Origin of the sequence: Pseudomonas sp. HY13-MNA-CIBAN-0226, from assembly GCF_040310305.1 — a bacterium.
Classification (GTDB): Bacteria; Pseudomonadota; Gammaproteobacteria; order Pseudomonadales; family Pseudomonadaceae; genus Aquipseudomonas; species Aquipseudomonas gregormendelii.
Genome location: NZ_JBEOPS010000002.1, coordinates 229,603 through 254,324, shown reverse-complemented (window position 1 = coordinate 254,324; position 24,722 = coordinate 229,603). Strand labels below are relative to the sequence as shown.

The 24,722-nt window shown below is 61.2% G+C and carries 20 protein-coding genes; 7 read left to right on the top strand and 13 right to left on the bottom strand.

The genetic code is table 11. The annotated features are described in order from the left end of the window. Positions 1-12: 12 nt before the first annotated feature. The 4 genes from AAEZ05_RS03330 to AAEZ05_RS03315 all read right to left on the bottom strand — a co-directional run bounded on the left by AAEZ05_RS03330 (position 13) and on the right by AAEZ05_RS03315 (position 4,347). Complete coding sequence (locus tag AAEZ05_RS03330) at positions 13-1,710, bottom strand: DUF1302 domain-containing protein (protein ID WP_045059578.1); 1,698 nt, start codon at positions 1,708-1,710, stop codon at positions 13-15. Between the two features lie 57 nt (positions 1,711-1,767). After that, entirely contained in the window at positions 1,768-2,892 is a 1,125-nt protein-coding gene (locus AAEZ05_RS03325; protein ID WP_045059577.1) for an FAD-dependent oxidoreductase, read from the bottom strand. A 144-nt stretch (positions 2,893-3,036) separates the two neighbouring features. Further along, a complete protein-coding gene (locus AAEZ05_RS03320; RefSeq protein WP_350646614.1) occupies positions 3,037-3,390 on the bottom strand; it encodes a Rieske (2Fe-2S) protein in 354 nt (117 codons plus the stop codon). Between the two features lie 15 nt (positions 3,391-3,405). Then, positions 3,406-4,347, bottom strand: a complete 942-nt coding sequence (locus AAEZ05_RS03315; protein WP_350646613.1) for a VOC family protein — start codon at positions 4,345-4,347, stop codon at positions 3,406-3,408. 276 nt (positions 4,348-4,623) lie between these two features. Between AAEZ05_RS03315 and AAEZ05_RS03310 the strand changes: the two genes are divergently transcribed. Together AAEZ05_RS03310 and AAEZ05_RS03305 are read left to right on the top strand one after the other, a co-directional pair. Further along, positions 4,624-5,586, top strand: coding sequence for a LysR family transcriptional regulator (locus tag AAEZ05_RS03310; RefSeq protein ID WP_350646612.1), 963 nt, complete (start codon positions 4,624-4,626; stop codon positions 5,584-5,586). A gap of 59 nt (positions 5,587-5,645) precedes the next feature. Beyond that, a complete protein-coding gene (locus AAEZ05_RS03305; protein WP_350646611.1) occupies positions 5,646-6,803 on the top strand; it encodes an alpha/beta hydrolase family protein in 1,158 nt (385 codons plus the stop codon). Between the two features lie 128 nt (positions 6,804-6,931). Here the strand turns inward: AAEZ05_RS03305 and AAEZ05_RS03300 are convergent, their stop codons facing one another. Continuing rightward, entirely contained in the window at positions 6,932-7,303 is a 372-nt protein-coding gene (locus tag AAEZ05_RS03300; protein WP_442963625.1) for a nuclear transport factor 2 family protein, read from the bottom strand. Positions 7,304-7,569: 266 nt separating this feature from the next. Between AAEZ05_RS03300 and AAEZ05_RS03295 the strand changes: the two genes are divergently transcribed. Both AAEZ05_RS03295 and AAEZ05_RS03290 read left to right on the top strand, forming a co-directional pair. Beyond that, entirely contained in the window at positions 7,570-8,919 is a 1,350-nt protein-coding gene (locus AAEZ05_RS03295) for a metal-dependent hydrolase family protein (protein ID WP_350646610.1), read from the top strand. An 11-nt stretch (positions 8,920-8,930) separates the two neighbouring features. Then, positions 8,931-9,377, top strand: coding sequence for a GlcG/HbpS family heme-binding protein (locus AAEZ05_RS03290; protein WP_045059570.1), 447 nt, complete (start codon positions 8,931-8,933; stop codon positions 9,375-9,377). Here AAEZ05_RS03290 and AAEZ05_RS03285 read toward each other — a convergent pair. The 6 genes from AAEZ05_RS03285 to AAEZ05_RS03260 form a co-directional block, all read right to left on the bottom strand. Then, positions 9,362-10,297 (bottom strand): LysR family transcriptional regulator, encoded by a 936-nt coding sequence (locus AAEZ05_RS03285; RefSeq protein ID WP_350646609.1) that lies wholly within the window; start codon positions 10,295-10,297, stop codon positions 9,362-9,364. The genes AAEZ05_RS03290 and AAEZ05_RS03285 overlap by 16 nt on opposite strands. Before the next feature lie 172 nt (positions 10,298-10,469). Continuing rightward, on the bottom strand, positions 10,470-12,911 hold the full coding sequence (locus AAEZ05_RS03280) for an efflux RND transporter permease subunit (RefSeq protein ID WP_350646654.1): 2,442 nt from the start codon (positions 12,909-12,911) through the stop codon (positions 10,470-10,472). A gap of 27 nt (positions 12,912-12,938) precedes the next feature. Continuing rightward, positions 12,939-14,015 carry a WD40/YVTN/BNR-like repeat-containing protein gene (locus AAEZ05_RS03275; protein WP_350646608.1) on the bottom strand — a complete coding sequence of 359 codons (1,077 nt, stop codon included), beginning with the start codon at positions 14,013-14,015 and terminating at the stop codon, positions 12,939-12,941. Positions 14,016-14,142: 127 nt separating this feature from the next. After that, positions 14,143-15,507 (bottom strand): DUF1329 domain-containing protein, encoded by a 1,365-nt coding sequence (locus AAEZ05_RS03270; protein ID WP_350646607.1) that lies wholly within the window; start codon positions 15,505-15,507, stop codon positions 14,143-14,145. 31 nt (positions 15,508-15,538) lie between these two features. Continuing rightward, entirely contained in the window at positions 15,539-17,368 is a 1,830-nt protein-coding gene (locus AAEZ05_RS03265) for a DUF1302 domain-containing protein (RefSeq protein WP_045059564.1), read from the bottom strand. 215 nt (positions 17,369-17,583) lie between these two features. Further along, positions 17,584-18,633, bottom strand: coding sequence for an AraC family transcriptional regulator (locus AAEZ05_RS03260; protein WP_350646606.1), 1,050 nt, complete (start codon positions 18,631-18,633; stop codon positions 17,584-17,586). A gap of 210 nt (positions 18,634-18,843) precedes the next feature. Between AAEZ05_RS03260 and AAEZ05_RS03255 the strand changes: the two genes are divergently transcribed. The 3 genes from AAEZ05_RS03255 (at position 18,844) to AAEZ05_RS03245 (ending at position 22,115) form a co-directional block, all read left to right on the top strand. Further along, entirely contained in the window at positions 18,844-20,505 is a 1,662-nt protein-coding gene (locus tag AAEZ05_RS03255) for a GMC family oxidoreductase (RefSeq protein WP_350646605.1), read from the top strand. Beyond that, positions 20,474-20,839, top strand: coding sequence for a hypothetical protein (locus AAEZ05_RS03250; RefSeq protein ID WP_350646604.1), 366 nt, complete (start codon positions 20,474-20,476; stop codon positions 20,837-20,839). The genes AAEZ05_RS03255 and AAEZ05_RS03250 overlap by 32 nt, the downstream gene beginning before the upstream one ends. Positions 20,840-20,987: 148 nt before the next feature. Next, positions 20,988-22,115 (top strand): CaiB/BaiF CoA transferase family protein, encoded by a 1,128-nt coding sequence (locus AAEZ05_RS03245; RefSeq protein WP_350646603.1) that lies wholly within the window; start codon positions 20,988-20,990, stop codon positions 22,113-22,115. Positions 22,116-22,301: 186 nt separating this feature from the next. Here the strand turns inward: AAEZ05_RS03245 and AAEZ05_RS03240 are convergent, their stop codons facing one another. Beyond that, positions 22,302-22,853: a DUF2889 domain-containing protein gene (locus tag AAEZ05_RS03240; protein WP_045059616.1), complete on the bottom strand. Its 552-nt coding sequence runs from the start codon at positions 22,851-22,853 to the stop codon at positions 22,302-22,304. A gap of 3 nt (positions 22,854-22,856) precedes the next feature. Then, positions 22,857-24,629: an arylsulfatase gene (locus tag AAEZ05_RS03235; RefSeq protein WP_350646602.1), complete on the bottom strand. Its 1,773-nt coding sequence runs from the start codon at positions 24,627-24,629 to the stop codon at positions 22,857-22,859. Positions 24,630-24,722 lie beyond the last annotated feature (93 nt).

Below are 24,722 nucleotides of genomic sequence, written 5' to 3'. Positions count from 1 at the left end.
GCGCAAGTCCTCTTAAAACGTGGTCTTGACGGAAAAGGCCAGGTAATCCCGATCCTTCAGCGATTGCTTGTAATTGAACTGGCTGAGCGCATTGAGGTTGGTGTCCTCGGCGCCGTAGTAATGCGTGTAGGTCAGACCCGCAGTGACGCGATCCAGGTAAGTGGCGGTGATGCCGATGTTGATGTCGCCGCCGTTGTCCGGGCCAAACGAGCTGACCACCGCCGACTTGCCCAGGGGGAAGTAGCTGACGCCCAGCGGAATGCTGATATCGATGCCGGAGAACAGTTGGCGATAGGTCGGGGTGTAGACCATCTTGAATCCAAGCCCGTCATCCGTGGCATTCGGGTCCAGGGCGGCGCGGTTTTTCGTGACATTGAGCAGGCGATTCCAGGCGATTTCGCCGACAAACCCCGACTCCCGCGCCAGGAAGTTCGGCCCGAACGAAGCCAGCACGTTGAGGTTGACGTGGGCGGTGCGTCCAACGGCGTACAGCGCGTCGTCATCGTTGTCAGCCACCACACCCGGCAGCACGGTTTGCCCGTTGGACACCAGCGGCATGTTCCAGCGCATCGACGCTTCACCGGCGAAGCTGTATTCATCCATGGTGGTGGAGAAACTCGCCCCCAGGGCGCGAATATCTTCGGGGTAGACCCAGTAGTACTCACCGATTTGCCCGGTGGCGAAATTCGGTGCGCCGGTGGATGGCTTGAGATACAGCTTGGGCGTCTTGTCGTGGTACTGGATCGCGTACAGGCCGTATTCAACGGTTTCGGCGCTGTATTTCAACTGCAGGCCGCCCTGCCCCGAACTGCGCGCTTCCTTGTCATTGCCGTGGAAAAACGCCGCCGGACTGCTGGGATTCCCACCCAGGAATGCGGGGAACGGCGCGCCGACGATCAGGCGTTCATTGCCTTCGCCAATGGTGTCACTGGTGGAGAAGTAGCTGCCGGCTCCGGGCAGGCGCGTCTGCTCCCATTCGAGCTGGTAGAAGGCGCCGAGCGACACGTCGTCGGTCAGCTGGAAAGTCCCCGACAGCTGGTTGACCGGGCGGGTGATTTCCTTGAACTGGGTGTTGGGCACCGACTGCGCTTTCACCACGTCCACCGGGGCCATACCGCCGGCAATACCGTTGGCGCCGAAGAACAGGCTCTCACCCCAGATCAGCCCGTGACGACCGGCCCGCACGGAGGTGGCGCGCTCGGCGACTTCGCCGTTCCAGTACACAAACGCATCGAGCAATTCGCCGTCGCCGCCATGCAGGTGCCGGGTGTCATCGGTGAACTCGTCGTACGCTACCGAGCGCTGGTTGGCACGCGCCGGGTCATCGTTGTCATTGTCGTGCTGGTACTCGGTGTCGTACCACGCCGCGCCACTCAACCGTGCGCCGAAACTCTGGAAGGACAGGTCCAGCTCGGAAAGAATGTCGGTCCGGTTGGAGATCAGGCCCTTGTTGAACGCCCGGTCGCCATCGTCCTGATTGAGCGCAACCTGGCCTTGGGTCAGCTTGCTGCTGGGGTTCTGGGTGCGCCATGCTGCGCTGTACTTGACCGTATTATCCCAGCGCAATTTGAAATCGGGATTGCCGGTGTCGACCTGAAAGGCATGCGCCGCCTGGCTGCACAGCACCAGGGCCGCGGCCAAACTGAAACCAAAGGGTGCAGACGAGCTGACCTGGCGGCGCGCGAGCGCCGCAGTCTTGGAACTAACCATCGCGTTAACCTCTTGTTTTTATAGTGGTAACTGCTGTGGAAGAACGGCTGGATGGAATCAGATCGGCTCGGCCGTTCGCGAGAGCATCTGCTTGACCAGGCCGATGCGATCGAACTCGCGGTCGTGCTGCATCTCTTTGTCGCCGGCCAGCACCGAGCTTTCGCTGATGTACTTGCAGCGCTCGAACCGGCGTTGCATGAAGCGCTGCAGCTGCTGCTCGACGCCTGCATCGGTGGTCAGCTCTTCACTGAGCACGATGGCGTCTTCGATCGCCATGCCCGCGCCCTGGCCCAGGTGCGGCGTGGTGGCGTGGGCAGCGTCACCGATCAGCAGCACTCGACCGCGATACCAGGGCTCGTTGACGAAGACCACTTCCATGGGTTTGTAGACCACCTGGCTGCTGTCGGTGATCTGCTCGCGCAGCTCGCCGATCAGCCCGGTGAAACCCTTGAGGCGCTCACGCATCTGCTCGGCCATGGTGGCGGGCGCCATCCATGGATTGGACGGCTCGTGAGAGGTCAGGAACATGTACATCAGGTTGCCCGCCAGCGGCACCAGCCCGGCATTGCCGGCGGCACTCTGGTAGTTGGCCAGGTGATCGATCTGCGGGTCGCGCGGAAAGTTGTAGCGCCACACCGCCTGACCGGTAAAACGCGGCGTGTAGGTGTCGCCAAACACCAGCTGGCGCACCTTGGAGAACAGGCCGTCGGCGCCGACTACCAGGTCATAAACCCCGCGACTGTCGTCGGTAAACAGCACCTCTACGTGGTCACCCTGATCCTCCAGGGACTCCACGCTGAGCCCCAGGCGCACCTTGGCGCCAAGCTCAAGGGCGGTTTCACTGAGCACCTTGTGCAGCGCTAGGCGCGAGATACCAACGTTGGCCGGGTATTGCGGCCCCGCCAGGCGCTGGCCCGGAATGCGCGCCAGCTGCTGGCCGGCCGGGCCGTAGATGGCCACATCTTCGAAAGCAAAAGCCGCATCGAGGTAGCCGTCCAGCACCCCCAACTTGGCCATCTCGCGGACCACGTTGCTCTGCTGGATAATCCCGACGCCGTACACCGTCCACTCGGATTTGAGTTCGATCAAATCCACGGCAATCCCTTTGCGGCGCAGCGCGATGGCCGTACACAAACCGCCTATACCACCGCCCACGATCAGAACGTTGTTCACTGCACTCATGGCATTCTCACTTCTTATTCTTGTGATTCGATGCAGCGTCGGGCACTGCGTCGTTGGGTCCAGCTTCCCGGCAAACCAGGGATTTGACTAATCGCGAGTAAGGATGCGATGTATCGCCGTACGCGATACCTCGATCTGTCCCCGCTACGCTGTGCAGCCTGGTGTTTTCAACACCAGCCAGCCCTCCTCCACACTGCACGCTAGTGCCTCCAGTTTCTGGCCCAGGCACGGTCCGTAGACGCATTCGCCGGTCTGCGGAAGAAACTGCGCGCCGTGGGCGTAACACACGATCAACTGGCCGTCGGCACTGAGAAAGCGGTCTTTGCGGTACTCCATGCGCACGTCCAGATGCGGACAACTGTTGCGATAAACCCGCAGCTGTCCCTGATGCCGCACGGCGAACACGCTGTCCTTGCCGCACTGCCATGGATCAAACCCGCGCGCCTGCCCTTCCTCCAGTTCATCCGCGCGGCATAACCCAATCGCGCGCTGGTTCATCGCTCAAACCCGCCTTCAACCGAGCTTGGGTGGCGGGCCACCGGGCGCCCATTTCTCTTTCGAGTTGAACAGGAACAACTGCGAGTTATCCGCCGACAGCGGCGCGCGGCGCGCCTCCCAGGCGTCATCGTGCTTGTCCATGTCGGCGTCGTATTCGATGTGGCAACCCAGCGGGCTGTTGAAGTACCAGAACCAGTTGGAGCCAAACAGGTGCCGGCCCGGGCCCCAGAAACTGGTCCAGCCTTTTTGCTCGAAGCGGGTGCCGGCCAACAGCACTTCGGTGCCGCTGCCCATGTGGAAGGTGAAGTGTTCGCAGCCTTTCATGTGCGGCGGGGTCTGGATCATGAACAGGCAATGATGATCATCAGAACCGGCCGGGCGCATGAACGGCCCGGCACCGATGAAGGTGTCGGTGGTCTTGAAACCCAGGCGCTCGGCGTAGAACGCCTCGGCCTTGGCCGCGTCCGGAACGAAATACACCACATGGGACAACGTGCGCGGCGCCGCGCTCATGTCGAGGGTGATCCCCGGCTGGTTGAGAGGTCGCTGCGGCGCGTGGCCGGCGGCATTGGTCAGGTCGTCCGGGGCGGTATACGCCCTGCGCACCGTGACCTGGAAGGCGATGGCAAAGCCCATGTCATCGACACTGTGCAGCACGCCATCGGGGCTGCGGCTGACCTGGCGATCCCGGGCCAGTTCGTCTTCGATCGCGTCGAGGTCAGCGCTGCTGGCGACACCGTATACGGTTTCGCGAATTGACGGCGCCGGGCCGATGGCCGCCGGCAGCCCGGGGTCGTCGGCTCGGCGAATGATCACGGCAGTGCCGTCCAGTGCTTCAAACCGCCCGCCCTCACTGCTCACGGCAATCGGCTCAAGGCCGTAGTCACGCAGGCAATCGGTACAGGCTTGGATGTCATCGACGCCAAAAATCAGGGCATCAAGGCCAATGATGTTCATGGCAACCACTCCATTGAAATTATGATCCGGGAACGGCAGCTGAACGCTCAGCGTCAGGATCAGCCTGGCAACGAACCCGGTGGTGGTGTCGGCTCAAGGCCCGACTGCGGCGAAGATTGACTGGAGCCTGGGCAGCTGACTAATCGCATGTCGGGATGCGACCTATCAGCAAACGCGATACCTGATGCAACGGCAGATTGACTTGAGGCAGGCTTGACGCGGCACTGTATTCGTCCGAATGTATCGCGAAAATAAATACAACAATGGACGTGCCTGATGCGTTTCAATCACCTGGACCTGAACCTGCTGGTGGCGCTCGATGTATTGCTCGAAGAGCAGAACATCACCCGCGCCGCCGAACGTCTGCACATGACACAGTCCGCAACCAGCGGCGTATTGGGACGCCTGCGCAGCTATTTCGAAGACGAGTTGCTGGTGCAGGTGGGGCGCAAGATGCAGCCCACCAACTACGCGCTGGAACTGGCCAAGCCGGTACGTGAAGTGCTGCTGACCATCCAGTCGTCCATCACCGCCAAACCGGTGTTCGACCCCACCACCAGCAAGCGCCACTTTCGGCTGGTGACCTCGGACTATCTGATCAGCGTGCTGTTCGCCCAGGTGATTCAGAAAATCCACCAGGAAGCGCCCAACATCACCTTCGAGATGCTCGGCCCCAGCGATAACTCCGGCGAGTTGCTGGTTCGCGGCGAGGTCGACCTGATGATCGTGCCGGAGCGCTACACCCTCGACGGCCACCCTTCCAAGCTGCTGTTCGAGGAAGAACACGTGTGCGTGGTATGGCAGGGCAATACGCAAGTGGGGGACAGCCTGACGCTTGAGCAGTACATGGAAATGGGCCACGTCTCAGTCGGTTTCGGGCGCACCCGGCACATGAGTATCGAGGAATGGTTCATGAACCAGTACGGCTTCAATCGCCGGCTGGAAGTGATTACCAACGACTTCAACACCCTGCCGCAGCTGGTCGTCGGCACCCAGCGCATCGCGACCATGCACCAGCGGCTGGCGCGGTTGTACGCCGAGCATCTGCCGCTGCGGATCCTGCAGCCGCCGGTGAAGATACCGGTGATGCGTGAAGTGATGCTGTGGCACCGCAGCGTGGACGGCGACCCCATGCATCGCTGGCTGCGCGATCGCATCAGCGAATTCATCCAGCACCTTGAGGAGCATCCTATCGCCGCTCGCGATACCTCCCATCCCGCGTCACGATTGGCCAAATAGTTGGGTCGTCCTTAACGTGCCGTGTTAACGCCAAGGCAACCATAAGGACAACAAAAACCATGTTCCGCTATTTCCCAACCAACTACGTGTGGAATCTTTCTGTCGACCTGGCCATCGAGATGGGCGCCCGCATGGGCGAAATCGAAGAGATGTGCGCGCCGCTGCAGGAGGCTGCCCGCCAACCCGACGCCGCCGGTACAAAAGCCTTCCGCGAGACCTGGGCGAAAATGGCCGACAAACTCTGCGGCCTGGCCGAGGAAGACGAAACGTCGGGCCGGCTGTTGTCAGCGGGTGAAAAATACAACCGCGCCGCCACCTACTACCTCACCTGCGAGCGCCTGCAGGCCCATGGCGCAGCGGGTCGTACCGAGCTGTACCAGCGCTTCCTGCAGACGTTCAAACGCGGCATCGAACTGTCCCGGGAGAACTGCGAGCGAGTGGAAATCCCCTACGAGGGCGCACATGTTTCCGGCTTGCTGGTCCGCGCCGAAGGCGTGAGCGGGCCGGCGCCGATCCTGGTGCAGGTCAACGGACTGGATTCGACCAAGGAAATGAAATACCGCGTCGGCCTCCCCGCCTGGCTGGCCAAACGCGGAGTGTCTTCGCTGATCATCGACCAACCGGGCACCGGTGAAGCCTTGCGCCTGCACAACCTGATTGCCCGTTACGACAGCGAGCACTGGGCCAGCCGCGTCGTCGACTGGCTGGAAACCCGCAGCGATGTAGATGCCCGGCGTATCGGCATGGAAGGTGTCTCGCTGGGCGGTTATTACTGCCCGCGCGCCGTGGCCTTCGAACCGCGCTTCGCTTGCGGCGTGGTATGGGGCGCGAACCACGACTGGCGAGATGTGCAAAAACGTCGCCTGGAAAAAGAAGGCAGCTTCCCGGTACCGCATTACTGGTCGCACGTGTGCTGGGTGTGGGGCGCGAACGATGTCGACGAGTTCATGAGCATCGCCGAGAACGTCCACCTGGACGGCGTGCTGGACCGGATCAAGGTGCCGTTCCTGGTGACCCACGGGGAAAAGGATTCACAGATTCCATTGAAGTGGGCGCATCGCACCTATGAGCAACTGGTCAACAGCCCCAAGCGCGAGCTGAAAATATTCACTGAGCGCGAAGGTGGGGTGCAGCATTCAAGCTTTGATAACAGCATTAACGCCGGACAGTACATTGCAGACTGGGTGGCTGAAAACTTGGGTGGTCACGTTGGCTGACAGATTTTAAAGCCCCGGACGTGTAGCAGCGAGCTTGCTCGCGATAAACGTCAAAGACAACGCGGGAAACCTGGGAAAACGCGCTGCCTATGAGTTCTTCGCGAGCAAGCTCGCTCCTGCAAAAAGCCTTAACTGAATAGGCGGGTAGCGTGGAACGAGCTGATCTGCCAACCATTCTCCCCCAAGGCCCACACCTGTGTGGCAAACCCTTCACCTCGAATCAGCTGGTCGCCGCCACGCTTCTGCAAGGTGTTGCACTGTGGTCCGGTCATGACCGCCAGGCGCTCGCCATAAAAGCGAATCTGCAATTCGCCTCGTTCGATGGCCAGGTATTGCACCGCGCTCCGGGCGTAGTCCAGGTAGTCGGCCTTGCCTTGCACCAGGCCGGTGGTGTGTACGTACACCAGGTCATCGGCGAACAGCTCGGCGACTCGCGCATAATCCTCTTCGACCAGCGCCCGGCGGCGTTCGGTTTCCAATTGCAGCAGTTGGGTTTTCACAGGCATCTTCCTGACTCTCGGTGGATTGACAAGCGCGCACCATAAACGCCGCACCTGCGCAGTAAAAATCGTCGATGAAGATGCCTGCCATCGTGACTCGCGATACTCTCCCTCCGACACCATCCATCGTCCACAAGCCCAGTAAACCAAGGCTTGCAGACCTATTGACCCGGTCAATACGTCGCCATCGATGCAATCTGTTGGTGTTGAACCTGCCCGCGCCCCTAGCCTCTTTTCGCATAACAATCAGCCAAGCGAAAAACCCCATGCCTAGCCTGCACCTGAAATGCCAGACACTGTTCGACGGCACCGGCCTCGACACCCGTCAGCAACAAACCCTGGTGGTAGAAAACGGTCTGCTGAGTTACGTCGGCCCGACCTTGTCCGCGCCTGCACCTCGACCCGGCGACACCGTGGTGGATGCCGGTGACAACTTTGTCATGCCAGGCCTGGTGGATGTGCACACCCATCTGGCATTCGGCAATGCACAGAGCGAAGAAGACATCGATATCTGGACCAGCGACGAGTTCCGCGCCCTGCGCGGCATGTTCTTCGCCCAGCATGTGCTAGCGGCCGGCGTCACCAGCATGGTGTGCCCCGGCGACAGTGGCCAGCTCAGCATCGCCGTGCGCAACGCCATCGGCGCCGGGTTGTTCGAAGGGCCGCGAATTGCCGCCAGCAGCCGGGTCATCACCAATCGGCAGAGCCTCAACGACTGGTTCCCGAGCCGCATGGGTGCCCCGGAATTTTTCACCGCATGCCTGGTGACCAGCCGCAGCGATGCCTTGGCGGAAATCCGCAAACAAGCCAAGGATGGCGTCGACCTGATCAAAATTGCCATGGACGGCACCCATCGCCGCCCCGACGGTGAGATCATCGCGGCGTTCACCGCCGAAGAAACTTACGAAATGGTGGCCGAGGCCCATCGCCTGGGCTGCAAGGTCGCCACCCATGCCTACGGTCGCGAGGCGGTGATGTACGCCGCGCGCGCCGGCGTCGATCTGGTCTTCCACGCGTTCTACATGGACGACGCGTGCATCGAAGCCTTGCTCGAAGCCGGCAGCATCCTGGCCCCCACCATGACGTTTCCGCAGAACACCGTGGATTTCTGCCAGCCCCACGACCCGGCCATCACCACCGGTTACGCCGGATACTGCGCTCGAACCCTGGAGATCGGCTCGGCCGTGCTCAAACGCGCGAAAGCGGCCGGCATCCCGTTCGCCTGCGGCAGTGACAGCGGCTTTGCGGTGACGCCATACGGCGAGTGGCACGCCCGCGAGTTGGAATTGCTGGTGACGCGGCTGGGCTTTACCCCGGCCGAAGCCCTGCATGCAGCCACCAACGTCGGCGCGCGCTGCATGCCACGGGGCGAGACCCTGGGCACTCTGGAAGTAGGGAAACAGGCCGACTTCCTGCTGCTCGACGGCTCGCCATTACAGGACATCCGTCTGCTGCAGGATCGCTCTCGCCTGAAAGCCGTGTACAAGGGCGGCCAGCCGGTAAGCATGGAGCGCAGCCCCTACAACCCCAAGCAGGTCAGCGACTTCAACTCTTTGAAATGGACCGATCTGTACACTCGCGACCGCGTAGCCCAGTTGGGCAAGTGGGCCTTATGAGGACTGCTGACATGCAACAACTCGATCTGCTCACCGCCACAGACCTGGCGAGCCGTGCCATTCGCCTCGCCCGTCAAGCGGGCTTCAAGCCCATGGCCGCAGCCGTACTGGACACCGCTGGTCATCCACTGGCCGTACTGCGCGATGAACACGCCAGTTTCCTGCGCCCGCAAATCGCCACTGGCAAGGCTCGCGGCTGCCTGGGCATGGGTTTCGGCGGACGTGAACTGGCGAGGCGTGCGCAAGCGATGCCGGCATTTTTTGATGCGATCAACAGTTTGACCGGCGGCGAAGTGATTCCCGTGGCAGGCGGTGTACTGATTCGTAATGCCCAGGGGCAACTCATCGGCGCCATCGGCATCAGTGGCGATACCTCGGACAACGACGAACGCTGTGCAGTGCAGGCCATCGATCAGGTCGGCTTGATAGCGGACACCGGCGATCAACCTCCAGGCTGATCGAGCATCGCCGCCTGCTCTACCAGCAGTCGGCGCAACCAGCGCATCGCCGGATCATGTTCCTGGTAAGGGTGCCACTGCAGCACCTGGGTCGAGGCGGGAAACGCCAGCGGTGCGGGGTGGATGCGCAGCGGGTAACGCCGGGCAAAACCCTGGGCCTGACGGCGAAACACCGTAGCGATACGAGCGGTACCCATCACAAACTCCGGAATCAGCGCAAAGCTTTCCACGGCCACCGCGACTCGCCGTTGCACGCCAAGCTCCTGCAGGTGCACGGCATCCATCGCCAGGTTTCGCCCGTCGGAGAATTCGCGCACCACATGTTCCGCCGCACAGTAGCTGGCCAGGCTCAGGCCATCGGCAAACTGCGCCTGCCCCGCGCAGACGATGCAGCACAACTCATCGTTGAGCAGCGCCACGTGGGGATACGCCGGATTCAAGCGGCGCTGCGGCACTATCACGGCATCACTGCGACGGTAATCCAGCGCCTCGCTGACCACGTCACCGTCGCGCGGTGCAGGCAGGTCGCGCAGGCTCAATCGCACCCCGGGAGCAACTCGTGCCAACTCAAGACTTACGGCAGGCAGGAGTACTCCCACCACATAATCCGAGGCCACCAACGTGAATTGGCGGGTACAGGTGGCCGGGTCAAACCCGACCGGCGAATCGACGATGTCCCGTGTCAGCGCCAGGGCCTCACGCACTTTCGGCAGCAGCTCCAGGCCCAGCGCTGTCGGCTCCAGCCGCCGCCCAACCTGCACCAGCAACGGGTCGTTGAAGTGTTCGCGCAGGCGCCCCAGCGCTGAACTTGCCGCAGACTGGCCCAGGCACAAGCGCTCCGCCGCCCGGCTCACACTGCATTCGCTGAGCAAGGCGTCCAGGGCCACCAGAAGGTTCAGGTCGAGACGTCGATAACGCATGCTGTTCCGCTACAGATGAAAAGTCCTGAAGAAACCTTAAACAGACGCCGACCGGAAGACCAATCGCGAGCCCCACTACAAGCTATCGCGAATAACACTACATCGCCTGCCAAGGCGCGAATGCGACGTTACCCGGCCCTGAAAGCGGGCTGGGTAGTAGCCAACGATAGCCTCAACTCGCTCTGTCACCCAGATTCCTCAAGAGAAAATGCGAAAGAGCAGGAATCAGGATCAACGCCCCGACCATATTCCAGATAAACATGAACGTCAGCAGGATGCCCATATCGGCCTGGAACTTGATTGGGGACCAGGCCCAGGTAATCACGCCAGCGGCCAGGGTAATGCCGACCAGTGCCACCACCTTGCCGGTGAACGCCACGGCATTGCGGTAGGCCTCGGTCAGGGACAGGCCGGCACGCTGCTGCGCCAGTTGCACGCTCAGCAGGTACAACGCGTAATCCACGCCGATGCCCACCCCCAGTGCTATGACCGGCAAGGTCGCCACTTTCACACCCATGCCCAGCCAGACCATCAAGGCTTCGCAGAGGATCGAGGTCAGCATCAACGGCACCACCGCCACCACTACCGCCCGCCAACTGCGGAAGGTGACGAAGCACAGCACGATCACTGCGGCGTAGACGTAAAGCAACATGGTGCGGTTGGCGTCGCGCACCACGATATTGGTCGCAGCCTCGATGCCGGCACTGCCAGCGGCCAGCATGAACTGGCGTTCGCCATTGCTGTGCTCGCGGGCGAAGGTTTCGGCCACCTGGACCACACGGTCGAGAGTCTCGGCCTTGTGGTCCGACAGGTACGCCACGATCGGCATCATCGAACAATCGTTATTGAACAGGTCCGGGCTGCTCACGGAGGCCTGTTGTGCGCCGTAGTTCAGGACATTCTGATTGCGGGCGATGGTCAGCATTTTCGGGTTTCCTTCATAGGAACCCGCCGTGATCTGCCGCACCGCATTGACCAGCGAAACGGTGGTTTGCACGCCTGGTTGCTGCTGCAAGAGCCAGCCCAGGCGATCGGCCTCCACCAGGCTTTCGTATTTCAGACAGCCTTCCGTGGGCGTCTTGAGCATGATTGCGAATTGGTCGCTGGACAGCGAATAGTTGGCCGTAATATAGGCATTGTCGCGGTTGTAGCGCGAGTCCGAACGCAGCTCAGGCGCGCCGGGATCAAGGTCACCGATCTTCAGGTGATGGCTGACGACTATCCCGCCCACCGCCAGCAAGCCGGACACCACAACGGCGCCGGTCGCCCAGCGACGCTCGGTGAACCTGTCGAGAAAGCTCCACAGGGCACCCATGCCTTTGCCGCGCAGTTCCTTGTTCTCTGCACGCAAACTGCGTTCGGCGGCCTTGCGACTCACTCCCCAGTAAGACAGCAACACAGGCAGCAGCACCAGGTTGGTGAAGATCAGAACCGCTACGCCAAGGCTGGCAGTGATCGCGAGGTCCTGGATGACCGGAATATCGATCAGCATCAGCACGGCAAAACCCACCGCATCGGCCAGCAACGCGGTCAGGCCGGCGAGGAACAAACGGCGGAAGGTGTAACGGGCAGCGACCAACTGATGAGTGCCGCGTCCGACATCCTGCATGATTCCGTTCATCTTCTGTGCGCCGTGAGACACGCCGATGGCGAACACCAGGAACGGCACCAGAATCGAAAACGGGTCCAGGGCAAAACCGCACAACGCAACCAGGCCCAGCTGCCAGACCACCGCAATCACCGAACACATGATCACCAGCGCGGTGCTGCGCACGCAGCGGGTGAAATAGAAGATGATCAAGGTGGCGATCACCGCAGCGACGCCGAAGTACAGCATCACTTGCACAAGACCATCGATCAGGTCGCCCACCAGTTTGGCGAAGCCGATCACGCGGATCTTCAGCGGCCCCTTGCCCTCTTCCCCCGTCACACGGGCGCCGCCTGCAAACTCGTACTTGTCGCGCAGTTTCTCTTCCAGGACTTTCGAAAACTGGTGGTAGTCGATGGCCTGCCCGGTAACCGGGTCTTTCTCCAGCAGCGGTACGAAAATCATGCTCGATTTGAAGTTGTTGCCAATCAGGCTGCCGACGATCCCAGAACGGGCGATGTTCTGCCGCAGTTGCTGCACGCCCTGCGCTGACCCGTCATAGGAGTCGGGCATCACCGGCCCGCCCTGAAAGCCTTCCTCGGTGACTTCGGTCCAGCGCACGGCCGGAGTCCACAGCGACTTCATCCATGCCCGGTCAACGCCCGGGGTCACGAATAATTCGTCGTTGATTTCCTTCAGCGCATCCAGATAGTGCGGGTCGAAAATATCGCCGTCGCTGCTCTCCACCACCACCCGCACCGCGTTGCCCAGGCCACGCAGGGCCTGACGATTCGCCAGGTAGTTCTGGATGAAGGGCTGGCTCTGCGGAAGCATTTTTTCAAAGCTGGCGTTGAGCGTCAGCCGCGTGGCAGCGAAGTAACCCAGGACTACCGTGACCAGCAGGCAAGCCAGCACCACCCACAGGCGGTTGTTGAAAATCAGCCGCTCCAGCAGGTTCCCGGAGCGCGGGTCAAAGCCCTTGAGCTCGCGCACCACCGGCATTGTTTCGAGTTCGTAGTGACCCATCATGTTGTTCTCTTATTAGTGCCAGGCTTATTCGAGGGGCAGTTGACGCAGGCCGCGAGTGCCTGCCAGTACCAGTGAGCCTCCACTGTCCACCTGCGCGGCGGCCACCGGAGCCAGCACGGTGTTGGCCTGGAGTTGAAAACTGCGACCCTCATCAGCGCTCACCAGCACATGGCCGGCCTGGCTGACCAGCAGGTTGCGGCCGTCGCTGGTGACGCTGCTGGCGGTGATACTCAGGGGCAGGCCGAGCTCGATCCTGGTCCAGTTCGTCCCGCCGTCGGTGCTGCGAAAAACGTTGCCGCGCAAACCAAACACCAGCGCCATACCGGGTTTACCGGTGACGCCGAACAGGCTGCCGTTGTAAGGCGTACGAGTCGCCATGAAACGATCGCTGCCGCGATCCAGCTTCATCACCAGGCCTTGCTCGCCGACGATGTACAAGTCATCACCGGCAGGGCGCACGGCGTAGAGATTTAATGCGCCGGGGTTATCGGTACGGTCGAGCAACGGCGTCCAGTGCAGTCCACCATCGTCGGTACGGAAGATCAGATTGAACGCACCGACGATGTAACCCACCTGCTCGCTGGCAAACCACACATCCAGGAACGGCTTGTCGGCGCCCTCCTCGACCATGCGCTGCGCTTCTGCGACCTTTGCCTGCAGGTCGGCGTCCTCCGGTTGGCTGGCGAGCTGCTGGCGGTAGTAGTCGAGCATGATCGGGCCGACCTGGCGTCCGTCCAGTTGGCGGACCCAGGTTTGGCCTGCATCGCTGCTGTGCAGGACCACGCCATCATGCCCAACCGCCCAGCCTTGCTGCGGGACTGGAAAGTGCACGGCCACCAGGTCGGAACTGACCGGTACCTTGGCCTGCTGCCAATGCTGGCCGGCGTCATCGGAATACAGAATGTGCCCACGCTGGCCGACGGCAACCAGGCGCTCGCCGGCTCGGGTCAGACCGGTCATCTGGGAGTGCGCCGCCAATTCACTACGCAGCGCTGGCGTATCGAGGACATCGACAAAGTCGCCGGCAATCACCGGACGGGTAAACGGCACCGCCATTGCCGCTGACAGTGCCACCAGCAGGAACCACTTGATCATCGTCATTATTATTATCTCGTATGCACACCACAGCCCCCTGTCGGAGCTGCCGAGTGAAGCGAGGCTGCGATCTTTTAATGGTGCAACATCAAAAGATCGCAGCCTGCGGCAGCTCCAACAGGGGCGTAGGGGTTTAGCGGATACCGGTTCCCGCAAGCGACTCGGAAGACCATTGCGCCTTCGACAGTGGCGCGATGTATTTCAGGCCGCCGTAAGGGCCGTAGAAACCGTTCACGTTGTAGGCGCCGGATATCAGGTCATAGAGCATGTGGTTGATAGTGTCCGGCGCCTGTACGTCATAGCTGTAGGTCAGGTGCGAGAAACCACCGCGGTACAGCTGGCCACGGCCGTCGTATTCATCGGAAGCCAGGACAATCCAGCTGTCTTCGTCGAGGTAGAAGGTGCGCTTGCTGTAGATGTGGCGTTTGCCTGGCTTGAGCGTGGCTTCCACCACCCAGACCCGATGCAACTCCCAGCGCAGCAGGTCAGGATTGACGTGGTTGGCTTTCATCACGTCGGCCGCTTCCTTGTGGTAGCTCAACTTGTAGGTGTTGTACGGCACGTAGAGTTCTTTCTTGCCGGCCAGCTTGAAGTCGTAGCGGTCCATCGCACCGTTGAACAGAAAAGCGTCGTCGTAGGTTGCGGCACCCACAGTGCCTGGGTTCGGCGTGTCATACGCCAGGTCCGGCGCGAGTTTCACCCGACGCTGCCCCGGCAGGTATTGCCAGGCCCGCCGTGGCTGCTTCAGCGGATTGACCGAGTCCAGCAGCAGCAGCGCTTCACCGGCACGCCGGGCCGGCCCGGTGTAAGTCAGCTTGATCTTGTAGAAGGTTTCATCCGCTGCGACCGGCCCTGCCGGACGCCCGGGCGCGTATAGCGGGTATTCGATGTTGAAAACGCCCGTGGAGCTCAACGACGCCGCACCGGAGGAATCAACGTTCCAGGAGTCGTACTTGTTCGTCATCGCCTGCCCTTGATAGCGCAGCAGGTGGTTCCACATCGCTTCGTTACCGTCGGCAGGGATCGGAAACGGCACGCCCGGCAAGGCGTTTTCCAGGCCCAGGCCACCGTCAGTGGTCTTGGCGGTCAAGGCGTTTTTCGCGGTGTTGTCCAGTACTGCTTGCGGCAGGGCAACGGTGCGATGGGTTGGGTACACGTCGAGTCGATAGCTCGGGTAGCGAGTGAGCAACGCCTGGGAGGTGGCGGTAAGTTTGTCTTTCTGCTGGGCGAGGTTTTGCGCGGTGATCACCAGGCGCGGCTTTTCTGCATCGAACGGGTCGGGACGGAACGAGTCGCCGGCTTTGAATGCGCCAGGGATCGTGGTCAGGCCGCCGGTGTAGGCTGGAATGCTGCCATCGGCGTTAGCCGCCTTGTCAGCGCCGACTGCCGTCAGGCTGGTGCCGAGTTTGGCCGCCTGGTCGGCGCTGACCGCTGCGTGGGCGGAGCTTGCAACCGCCAACGCCAGGGCGCTGGCCAATACGGATTGAATGAAATTCATGGGTGTCTCCTGTTAACGCACGGCTCGAGGATCAGAGGGTGGTTTTGAAAGTGAAAGTGACCATGCCGCGATCCTTGAGCTGGGCCACGGTGCCGGCAAACGCAGTGGTCTGGCCCGGAACGCAGTTGTACTGACCGTTTGCGCCCGGTGCGGCACCATCGCCTGGCGCGCCGGCGCTGCCGGCAGAGTCGCAGGTATCGAAATCGCCGAAGTTGTCGACATACTTGAGGTCGAAGCGATACTGGCTGCGCACGTCCATGCCGACGCCGACCGAATAGCTGCCGGTGCCCTTGTTGCCGCCCAATTGCACGGAGGATTGGCCAGCGAGGCCGACGTTGTAGCTGACCGGCATGAACATATCGATGCCGGGAAACACCTGATACCAGGTCGGGTTGAAGTTCATCCCCAGGATGTAGTTGTCCTTGGAGACCTTGTCGACCCCGTTGTACCAATCCTCCCCCTTGAACAGTTGCTTGTTCTCGGTCACGTCCAGCCAGCGGCTGTAGCCGAGCTCGACCAGCAATGAGGAGGAATCCCACAGGGGCGTGTCGCCAAAAGTCGTCAGGCCGTTGAGTACCGCGTGCACGGTGTTGCCGCGCGCCACGCCGTTTTCGCCGTTGAAGCTGGCGATAAAACCGGGAGCCTTCGCCGCACCCAGTGTCGGGTTGACGGTGGCCGGAACGCTGGACAGCGGCATGTTGTGGCGATAGTTGAGGTCAAAACCGACGCTCACGCCTGCGACGTTTTTCGACAGGCTGAAACCGTAGACGTCGATGTCATCCACGTAGAACTGGTTGTAGCTGCCGACGTTGCCCGAAATCAACTGCGGTAATCCGACTGCCACCGGTTGCAGCACCAGGTTGGGCAGGATGTCCGAGGTTTTGCGGTAGTACAGGCCCAGGGTGCCATCGAGCCAGGCAGGACTCCACTTGGCCATGAGCCCGAAGTCGCCGCTGTTATCAGGGGTGGAGGTGTGACCATTGGAGAGACGCAGGAACTGATTGGCACCGGCCGGGCCCGGAACACCGAACAGAGGATTACGCGCAGCGATCAGAGACAGGTTGTGACCGCCATTCTGGATGCCGTCGTTGAAGCCCAGATACGTACCGGACTCCGGCAGGCGTGCAGCGTCCCAGTCGAGGAAATACTGTGCCGCCAGGGTCAGCTCCTGATTGACCGTGAAGCTGCTGGACAACTGGTTGCGCGGAATGAACAGCTCTTTGGCTTCGGTGCCAGGAACCGCGAGCGCCTTGGACAAATCCAGCCCCGACTGGCCGTAGCTGTTGCCATGGGCGAACGCCAGCACACTTTCGCCCCAGTAGAGGGTGTGCTTGCCGGCCTTGGCGCTCAGCAGCGATTCATCACCTATTTCGACACTGCCGAACACGAAGGCGTCGAGGATCTCCGAAGACGGTCCGTTGTAGTAGCGATCGGCATAGCCGCTCAGGTGACGCGAATCGGGCTGGCCATTGTTCAGTTGGTTGGTCGCGGAGTTTTCGCTGCCGACATCATCGTAGGCGTGGTCGTACCAACTGTTGGCGCTGACGCGAAAACCCATCTGTTTGCGGTACACCACGTCCAGCTCAGACATCACATCCAGGCGCTGGGTAACCGGGCTGCCAGAGGAAAAATTACGATTACCGTCGTTGTTGTTCCACGAATTCGCCAGCTTGCTGTTGGGCGCTTCGACCCGCTGGGCGTAGTTGAACTTGAAGGTGTTGTCCAGGCGTACTGACAAGTCCTCGTTGCCGGTATCCAGCTCCAGCGCCTGTACAGGCGACAGTCCCAGCCCGGCAAGCACGGCTGATGCCAGCAGCCCACGCCGCAGATTTGGATGGCAGATCTTATTGTTGTTATTCATCTAGCGTGCTCGCCTTCTCTGTGGTTTCACGAAAAGTCATTCAGGAAAAATGCCGACTACGGCACCGCACCCTGCTCCGGAAGAGCAAGGACCGAATCGGTCGAGGCTGTTGTATCGCGAGGGGTGGGGAGGTCGCCGGTCAATTGCGCCAAATCATCGGTCAGCGCAACGTGAGCACGACAAAGTGCTCATGTTGCGAGGCCGTTGCGACACGTTTAACCTTGCTGACGAAAATCCGTCGGGGACAAACCGGTCCAGCGTTTGAAGGCGCGGGTGAAGTTGCTGGTGTCGCTGAAGCCCAGCAGGAAGGTGATTTCCGTGACCGGTCGGGATGCCTGGCTGAGGTAGCTGCAGGCCAGTTCCTTGCGGGTATCATCGAGCAATTGCTGGAAATTGGTGCCGCGTTGGGACAGCTTCAGTTGCAGCTTGGTCGGGCTCATGCACAAGGCACTGGCCACCTTGTCCCGAGTGCAATCACCGTCCGGGAGGAACTCGATGATCTTCTGGGTCACGCCGGTGATCACATCGCTTTTATCCAGGCGCGCCAGGTAACTGATGATGATGTTGTCGTTGACCTGTGCCAGTTCCGGGCAGGAGCCGCTGAGTGTTTGCGCCAGATCATCCTTGTTGAACACCAGCAGGCTCGAAGCCTGGCCGAACAGCACAGGAGCCCGGAACAACGCCTCATAAGGACCCGACCCTTCATGAGGCATCGGGCGGCACAACTCCACTCGTACGGGCTTGAACTCCTGCTTGTAGAGCAGGCGCATGGTGCGAATCAGAAAGCCGAAGAATGCATCTTCGGTTTCGCTGCTTAGCCCGACCAAGTGATCAAAGCGCATCGAGACCTGATCGTCAGCCTGGGTGACACTGGCGTGGGCGACTTGGGACACCAGGCGGAAGTAGCGCTCCAGCCGCCGACAGAAATCCATCAGCGTGCCGCTGGCTGCCAGGGAATAGCCCAGGGCGTGCAGGTGAGTCAGGTGTATGTGCTTGGCCACGGTGAGCCCGAAATACGGGTTGTTGGTCACATCGACGCAGGCTCGGAACAGGCGCGTCATCGTCGCGGCGGGCACCCGGTTCATCGGATCGGTCGAGACATCCAGCGCAATACCCATCGCGGTGAAGATCCGTTTGCTGTCCACACCACTGGCCTCCAGCGCCCGGGCAATGGCTACTGTGTAGCTGCCGATGGTCGTGGGCTGCAGAGTCTCTTCACTCGATGATACCGAGTGGCCGGGCGTATCCGTTTTCGAACCTGACATGGGCCTGCCTGTTAGGGTTGAGAGTGGCGATACTCGCTCTGTGTTCGGTATCAGGTCAATCACCGACAGGGGGCTCGTGCCTGATGTTCCGGTGCTTGGCGCGATAGTCACCTGTCGCAGTGACCGTCGAATTGATTCTATTGACCAGTGGCGCTGCGCTCTTCTCCCCACAATGCATTGAAGTTGTGCATCGAACAAAGAGAAGAACGCATGAACGAGAACACGCTATTCGATTACATCGTAGTTGGCGCTGGCGCTGCCGGCTGCGTGGTTGCCAGTCGCCTGTCGGAAGATCCGGACGTTTCGGTGTGCCTGCTGGAAGCTGGCGGTCCTGACACCCATGTGCTGGTGCACATGCCCGCCGGTGTCGCGGCCATGGTGCCCACCTCGATCAATAACTGGCAGTACCAGACAGTGCCGCAAGCGGGTCTGAACGGCCGTATCGGATATCAGCCGCGGGGCAAGACCCTCGGCGGCAGCTCTTCAATCAATGCCATGGCCTATCACCGCGGTCATCCCGAAGACTTCAATCGCTGGGCGGCACTGGGCAACCACGGGTGGAGCTATCAGGACGTACTGCCGTTCTTCAAGCGCGCCGAGCACAACGAACACTTCAAGGATGAGCTGCACGGGCAGAACGGCCCGCTCAACGTGCGCTTCCACTCCTCGCCCAATCCGTTTGGCGAAACCTTCGTCGAAGCCGGCGTACAGGCGGGCTACCCGCCCTGTCCCGATCAGAACGGTGCGACCATGGAAGGTTTCGGTCGTGTGCAGGTGATGCAAAAAGATGGGCAGCGTTGCAGCGCGGCCAAAGCCTATCTGACGCCAAATCGCCACCGGACGAACCTGCACATCGAAACCCATGCCCACGCCACACGGATAGTGTTCGACGGCAAACGCGCAGTGGGCATCGATTTCGTGCAAAACGGGGTGAAACGCAGCGTGCAGGCGCGCCATGAGGTGATTCTGAGCTCTGGTGCGTTCAACTCTCCCCAGCTGCTGTTGCTGTCCGGGGTGGGGCCCAGCGACGACTTGCTCAAACTCGATATCCCGGTGGTGCATGAATTGCCCGGAGTGGGCCGCAACCTGGTGGACCACATTGACTACGTGCACTCCTACCGGGTCAATTCACGCCGCCTGATCGGCCTGTCTCTGGCGGGCGTCTGGGACATCACCAAAGCCGCGTTCAGCTACTGGCGTCGGCGCACGGGGCCGCTGACCAGCAACTTTGCCGAAGCATGTGCCTTCGTCAAGACATCGCCGGAACTGGCCCAGGCGGACATTGAACTGGCGCTGACCATCGCCATGTTTGCTGACCATGGCCGCACCCTGTATCGCGGCCACGGCCTGAGCGTGCATGCCTGCCTGCTGCACCCCAAAAGCGTTGGCCAACTGAAACTGGCGAGCGCTGACCCGCTGGTTCCACCGCTGATCGACCCGGCATTCCTGACCCATCCTGACGACATCAAGACGTTGATCAAGGGCTATCGGGTGATTGCAAAAGTCATGGCGACCAAGGCCTTCAAGGCGTTCAATCCTCGAGACGTGATTGAAACACCGATGAATACCGACGCCGAAATCGAACAGGTCCTGCGCAACCGCTCCGACACCCTTTATCACCCGGTTGGCACCTGCAAGATGGGCAGCGATGACCTGGCGGTCGTCGATGCCCGCCTGAAGGTCCACGGCCTCGAGGGCCTGCGTGTGGTCGACGCCTCGATCATGCCGACTATCATTGGATGCAGCACCACGGCGGCCACCGTGATGATCGGTGAAAAAGCCGCCGAATTCATTCGGCACGCGCGTGCCGCCAGCGCCGCTGAATCATTGGAGGACGATCATGAATCAAGCGCGCGTCATCACCCCGCATAAGCTGCTGACGGTTTGCGTCGTAGTGGAAATTGCCACCGGCGTGGCCTTGCTGCTCACTCCCGGTCTGTTCAGCCATCTGTTGTTGGGCATTGTGGCAACCGAAATGACCAACCTGTTTGCACGGTTCTTCGGCCTGGCCCTCATCGGCCTCGGCATTGCCTGCTGGCCGCGGCCGCGGCCGCAAAGCACTGCCGCCATGCGCTCGATGCAGTTCTACAACGGGGCCATAGCGTTGTACCTGGCGTATATCGGCGTGTTTGTCAGCACTGGGTTGTTGCTGTGGCCCGCCGTGGTTTTGCATGCCGTGATGGCGGGCCTGTTGTTGCGACGTTAACCGCAAAAAATGGCGGTCTTCGCCAGCTTCTGCACGGATTCGTCCACGCTTCGACAACGTGGATGCCCCGCCCCCTCCGCAGGAGCTGCCGAAGGCGGCGATCTTTTGACCTTCCCCCTCATTTCTGTTGATCCAAAGGAGTACTCACATGGGTGTACTGGACGGCGTTCGCATCGTCGAAATTGCTGGCATCGGCCCGGGGCCGTTCTGCGGCATGTTGCTGGCCGACATGGGCGCCGAGGTGATTCTGGTCGAACGTGCCGGCACCAAGGGCGGCGACTTGCTTGACCTTGGCAAGCACGCCATCGTCAATCGTGGCAAACAGTCGATAGCCCTCGATCTGAAGGACCCTGACGCCGTCGACGCGGTGCTGCGCCTGATAGAAGGCGCCGACGCGCTGATCGAAGGCATGCGCCCGGGCGTCATGGAGCGCCTGGGCCTGGGTCCCGAGGTCTGTCTGGCGCGCAACCCAAGGCTGGTTTACGGACGCATGACGGGTTGGGGCCAGCACGGGCCATTGGCGCAAGCAGCCGGCCACGATCTCAATTACATCGCGCTGTCCGGCGCCCTGTGGTTCAGCGGCGAGGCTGGCCAGCCTCCGATGGCGCCGCCAACCCTGGTGGGCGATCTGGGCGGTGGCGCGCTGTACCTGGCGATGGGCATTCTGGCCGGGATCATCAGTGCCGGTACCAACGGCATCGGTCAGGTCGTGGATGCGGCGATCGTCGATGGCAGCGCCAACCTGATGAACCTCTTGCTGTCGGCGCACTCGGCCGGGCAACAGCCGCTGGAGCGTGGTTGCGGGTTGCTCGATGGCGCGCATTGGGCGCGTACCTATGCGTGCGCCGACGGGCTGTTCATCTGCGTGCAAGCCCTTGAACCGCAGTTCAACGCGTTGCTGTTCAACAAGCTTGGCCTGGGTGAAGACGTGGATTTCAAAAGCCCATACGATCCGCGATTGTGGGGCGCCCTGCGTGAACGCCTGGCCGCGGTATTTGCCAGCCAACCGCGCCAGCATTGGGTCGATCTCCTGGAAGGCAGCGATGCCTGCTTCGCCCCGGTGCTGACACCCGCCGAAGCGCTGACCCACCCGCACATGCTCGAGCGTGGCGTGTATTCGCGCGAAGGAGGCGTGCTGCAAGCGGCACCGGCGCCACGCTTCTCGTCAACGCCCTCTTCAGCCGGCGCGGTACCCAAGCGGGGGGAACACACCTTACAGATCCTGCAAAAAACCGGATTGAGCGACGCGCAGGTTGAACGACTGACTCATGCTTGAACAACAACGCGTGCAGGAGCTGTGATCTTTTGCGTGGGATTCAAATGCGATTGAAAAGATCGCAGCCTCGTTTCACTCGACAGCTCCTACGCAGCTCCTACACAACGCCGACACAGCCCCGACACAAACACCATCCAAGGTAGGAGCTGCCGAAGGCTGCGATCTTTTGATCTTGCTTTTGAATACCTATTTTTTCAGGAAAATGGCAACGGGGCTGTCTTCGCGCAACGCATGACAGGTATTGATCAGTTTGCCGGTGGCGTTGCGATACGCCTCGGTATCCTGCGCCGTGCGCGGCGCTACCATCGCACGTGCCATTGGAATGGTCTGGAACGCTGTGGTGGCGATCGGCAGCAGCAATTCGGTCAAATGCACGCAGCCGCCGATTCCGCCAAACAGGGTCTTGATGCGTCGCGAGAACCCCGGACCGATTTGCTCGCCGAGCAGTTGCTGATAAGCCGCTGCCGCGCCACGGCATTCGCTGGTGGGAACGTCCGGCATGCCCACTTGCACCTCACGCACAAAAAAATCATCGTCCAGGGTCAGACGAATCAACATGCCGTGATAGATCTGCCCCGCCGCTACTGTCCGCCCTTCAGCCAAAGTCACCGGGTGCGTCTTGCTGTCGCTGAGCCGGCCTTCGATATCCCACAATCCGTCGGCACGCAAAAAACCCTGGCATTGCACCGTGCGCCGGTGGATCAGGCGACGACCCCACTCGTCCACTTCATCAATCATCACTCAAGCCCCCCTCTTGCGCCGACGGCGCCATACCCACACACCGACCAGCAACCCGACGATCACCCCGGCTGGCGGTGCGACCGCTTTAAGCTTGGGGATCACCACGTGTTTGAGGGCATACATCTGCCCCTGGTGCATGTAGTCATAACCGACGGGCATCGGCAGCACACCGTTGGCGCGGGCGTACTCGGCGTAGTCGGCCTGCATGCTTTGGAAGCGCTCCGGCATCTGGGCCTGCAAATCGACCGTTTCGCCGGGGTCGGCAACTATGTTGAAGAGGTGCCACTGTTCGTCACCCACCGGTTTCAGGCTTTTCACCAGTTTGTAGTCACCCTTGAACAGGGCTGCGCTGCCTGAGAGCTCATAACCGATGGCCTGGTCAGCTGGATGCACGCGCTCAGCCATGCCTTGCAGCACAGGCACCAGGCTGCTGCCAATCATCGGCTCCACGGCTTGCCCCTTGTACTCACCGTTGTGCGCCGAAACGCCGGCCACCTCCAACAAGGTCGGGACTATGTCGGTGACATGGGTGAAGGCTTTGGCGATGTGGTTGGCCTGCATGCCGGGCACGCCAGCAACGATTAACGGCGTGCGCAACCCGCCTTCGCCGGCAAAGAACTTGTAACCGCTGAGCGGCGAAGCGGCGGCGCTGGCCCAACTCGGGCCGATGCTGGTGAACGCGCCCTTGCTGCCCAGACGCTCCAGCTGGCGGGTGTAGTTCATCTCCAGCCACAAGCGGATGGCCGGTATCGCGTAAGGATCAGTCGGCTCGCTGCCGTTATCGGACAGGAATACGAATACCGTGTTGTCGTACTCGCCGTTGGCTTTGAGGTGGGCAATGAAACGGCCGATTTCCTGGTCCATGGTTTCGGCCATGCCGGCATAGACCTCCATGCGCCGCGCTTCGTAGCGTTTTTCCTGTTCGTCCAGCGCATTCCAGTCCGCGGTGCTGGCCATGGTCTGCAGGCCGACGCCCGCTGGAATCAGCCCCAGCTCCACCGCCCGGTCGCGACGCGCGGTGCGCAACGCCGTCCAGCCTTCATCATAGCGACCGCGGTATTTGTCGATGACCTCGATGGGTGCCTGGACCGGCACGTGATTGGCCTGAAAACCCAGGTAGGCGAAAAACGGTTTGCCGTCGTGGCGGTCTGCGGCGATGTAGTCCATTGCCTTGTCGACGATGAACGTCGAGGAATAATAGTCCTTGGGCAGATGGGCTGGCTGGCCATTCTCGAACCAGGCGGCCTTGTCGTAGAGCGGCACATAGGGCCGTTCTTGCCAATTGTCCGAGCCGCTGTCGGCCTGGATGAATGATCGCTCGAAGCCACGGTTGCCAGGCAAGGTGTCCGGGGTTTTACCCAGATGCCATTTGCCGGTGATATAGGTGTGATAACCGCCGTCCTTGAGCAGGCTGGCGACGGTGATTGCGTTGTCGTTGAGAACGCCGCTGTAGCCGGGTTTGCCCAGGTGTTCGTCAGGCATGGTTTCCGGCATGTTGCCGACGCCGTTGCGATGATTGTCGACGCCAGTCAGCAGCATCGAGCGCGTCGGCGAGCACGAGGCGGTGACATGGAAGTCGGAAAAGCGCACGCCCTCACGCGCCAGGGTGTCGATATTCGGCGTGGAGATTTCACTGCCGAAGGCGCCGACATCGCTATAGCCCCAGTCGTCGGCGACCAGTACGACGATGTTCGGGGGTTTGGGGGCGGCGAAAGCATGGGTGCCGAAGGCGAAACACACCATCGCCAGAACAAGCGGTTTCAACGGGATCATTCACGAAATCCTTTGTGCGGTGAAGATCAAGAGATCGCAGCCTTCGGCCGCTCCTACAGGGGATCGCATTCCATGTAGGAGCTGCCGCAGGCT

What these genes read in the sequence shown, in the direction of transcription:
- AAEZ05_RS03330 (WP_045059578.1), bottom strand. Translation starts at nt 1,710, where the DNA reads ATGGTTAGTTCCAAGACTGCGGCGCTCGCGCGCCGCCAGGTCAGCTCG.
- AAEZ05_RS03325 (WP_045059577.1), bottom strand. Translation starts at nt 2,892, where the DNA reads ATGAGTGCAGTGAACAACGTTCTGATCGTGGGCGGTGGTATAGGCGGT.
- AAEZ05_RS03320 (WP_350646614.1), bottom strand. Translation starts at nt 3,390, where the DNA reads ATGAACCAGCGCGCGATTGGGTTATGCCGCGCGGATGAACTGGAGGAA.
- AAEZ05_RS03315 (WP_350646613.1), bottom strand. Translation starts at nt 4,347, where the DNA reads ATGAACATCATTGGCCTTGATGCCCTGATTTTTGGCGTCGATGACATC.
- AAEZ05_RS03310 (WP_350646612.1), top strand. Translation starts at nt 4,624, where the DNA reads ATGCGTTTCAATCACCTGGACCTGAACCTGCTGGTGGCGCTCGATGTA.
- AAEZ05_RS03305 (WP_350646611.1), top strand. Translation starts at nt 5,646, where the DNA reads ATGTTCCGCTATTTCCCAACCAACTACGTGTGGAATCTTTCTGTCGAC.
- AAEZ05_RS03295 (WP_350646610.1), top strand. Translation starts at nt 7,570, where the DNA reads ATGCCTAGCCTGCACCTGAAATGCCAGACACTGTTCGACGGCACCGGC.
- AAEZ05_RS03290 (WP_045059570.1), top strand. Translation starts at nt 8,931, where the DNA reads ATGCAACAACTCGATCTGCTCACCGCCACAGACCTGGCGAGCCGTGCC.
- AAEZ05_RS03285 (WP_350646609.1), bottom strand. Translation starts at nt 10,297, where the DNA reads ATGCGTTATCGACGTCTCGACCTGAACCTTCTGGTGGCCCTGGACGCC.
- AAEZ05_RS03280 (WP_350646654.1), bottom strand. Translation starts at nt 12,911, where the DNA reads ATGGGTCACTACGAACTCGAAACAATGCCGGTGGTGCGCGAGCTCAAG.
- AAEZ05_RS03275 (WP_350646608.1), bottom strand. Translation starts at nt 14,015, where the DNA reads ATGACGATGATCAAGTGGTTCCTGCTGGTGGCACTGTCAGCGGCAATG.
- AAEZ05_RS03270 (WP_350646607.1), bottom strand. Translation starts at nt 15,507, where the DNA reads ATGAATTTCATTCAATCCGTATTGGCCAGCGCCCTGGCGTTGGCGGTT.
- AAEZ05_RS03265 (WP_045059564.1), bottom strand. Translation starts at nt 17,368, where the DNA reads ATGAATAACAACAATAAGATCTGCCATCCAAATCTGCGGCGTGGGCTG.
- AAEZ05_RS03260 (WP_350646606.1), bottom strand. Translation starts at nt 18,633, where the DNA reads ATGTCAGGTTCGAAAACGGATACGCCCGGCCACTCGGTATCATCGAGT.
- AAEZ05_RS03255 (WP_350646605.1), top strand. Translation starts at nt 18,844, where the DNA reads ATGAACGAGAACACGCTATTCGATTACATCGTAGTTGGCGCTGGCGCT.
- AAEZ05_RS03250 (WP_350646604.1), top strand. Translation starts at nt 20,474, where the DNA reads ATGAATCAAGCGCGCGTCATCACCCCGCATAAGCTGCTGACGGTTTGC.
- AAEZ05_RS03245 (WP_350646603.1), top strand. Translation starts at nt 20,988, where the DNA reads ATGGGTGTACTGGACGGCGTTCGCATCGTCGAAATTGCTGGCATCGGC.
- AAEZ05_RS03240 (WP_045059616.1), bottom strand. Translation starts at nt 22,853, where the DNA reads ATGATTGATGAAGTGGACGAGTGGGGTCGTCGCCTGATCCACCGGCGC.
- AAEZ05_RS03235 (WP_350646602.1), bottom strand. Translation starts at nt 24,629, where the DNA reads ATGATCCCGTTGAAACCGCTTGTTCTGGCGATGGTGTGTTTCGCCTTC.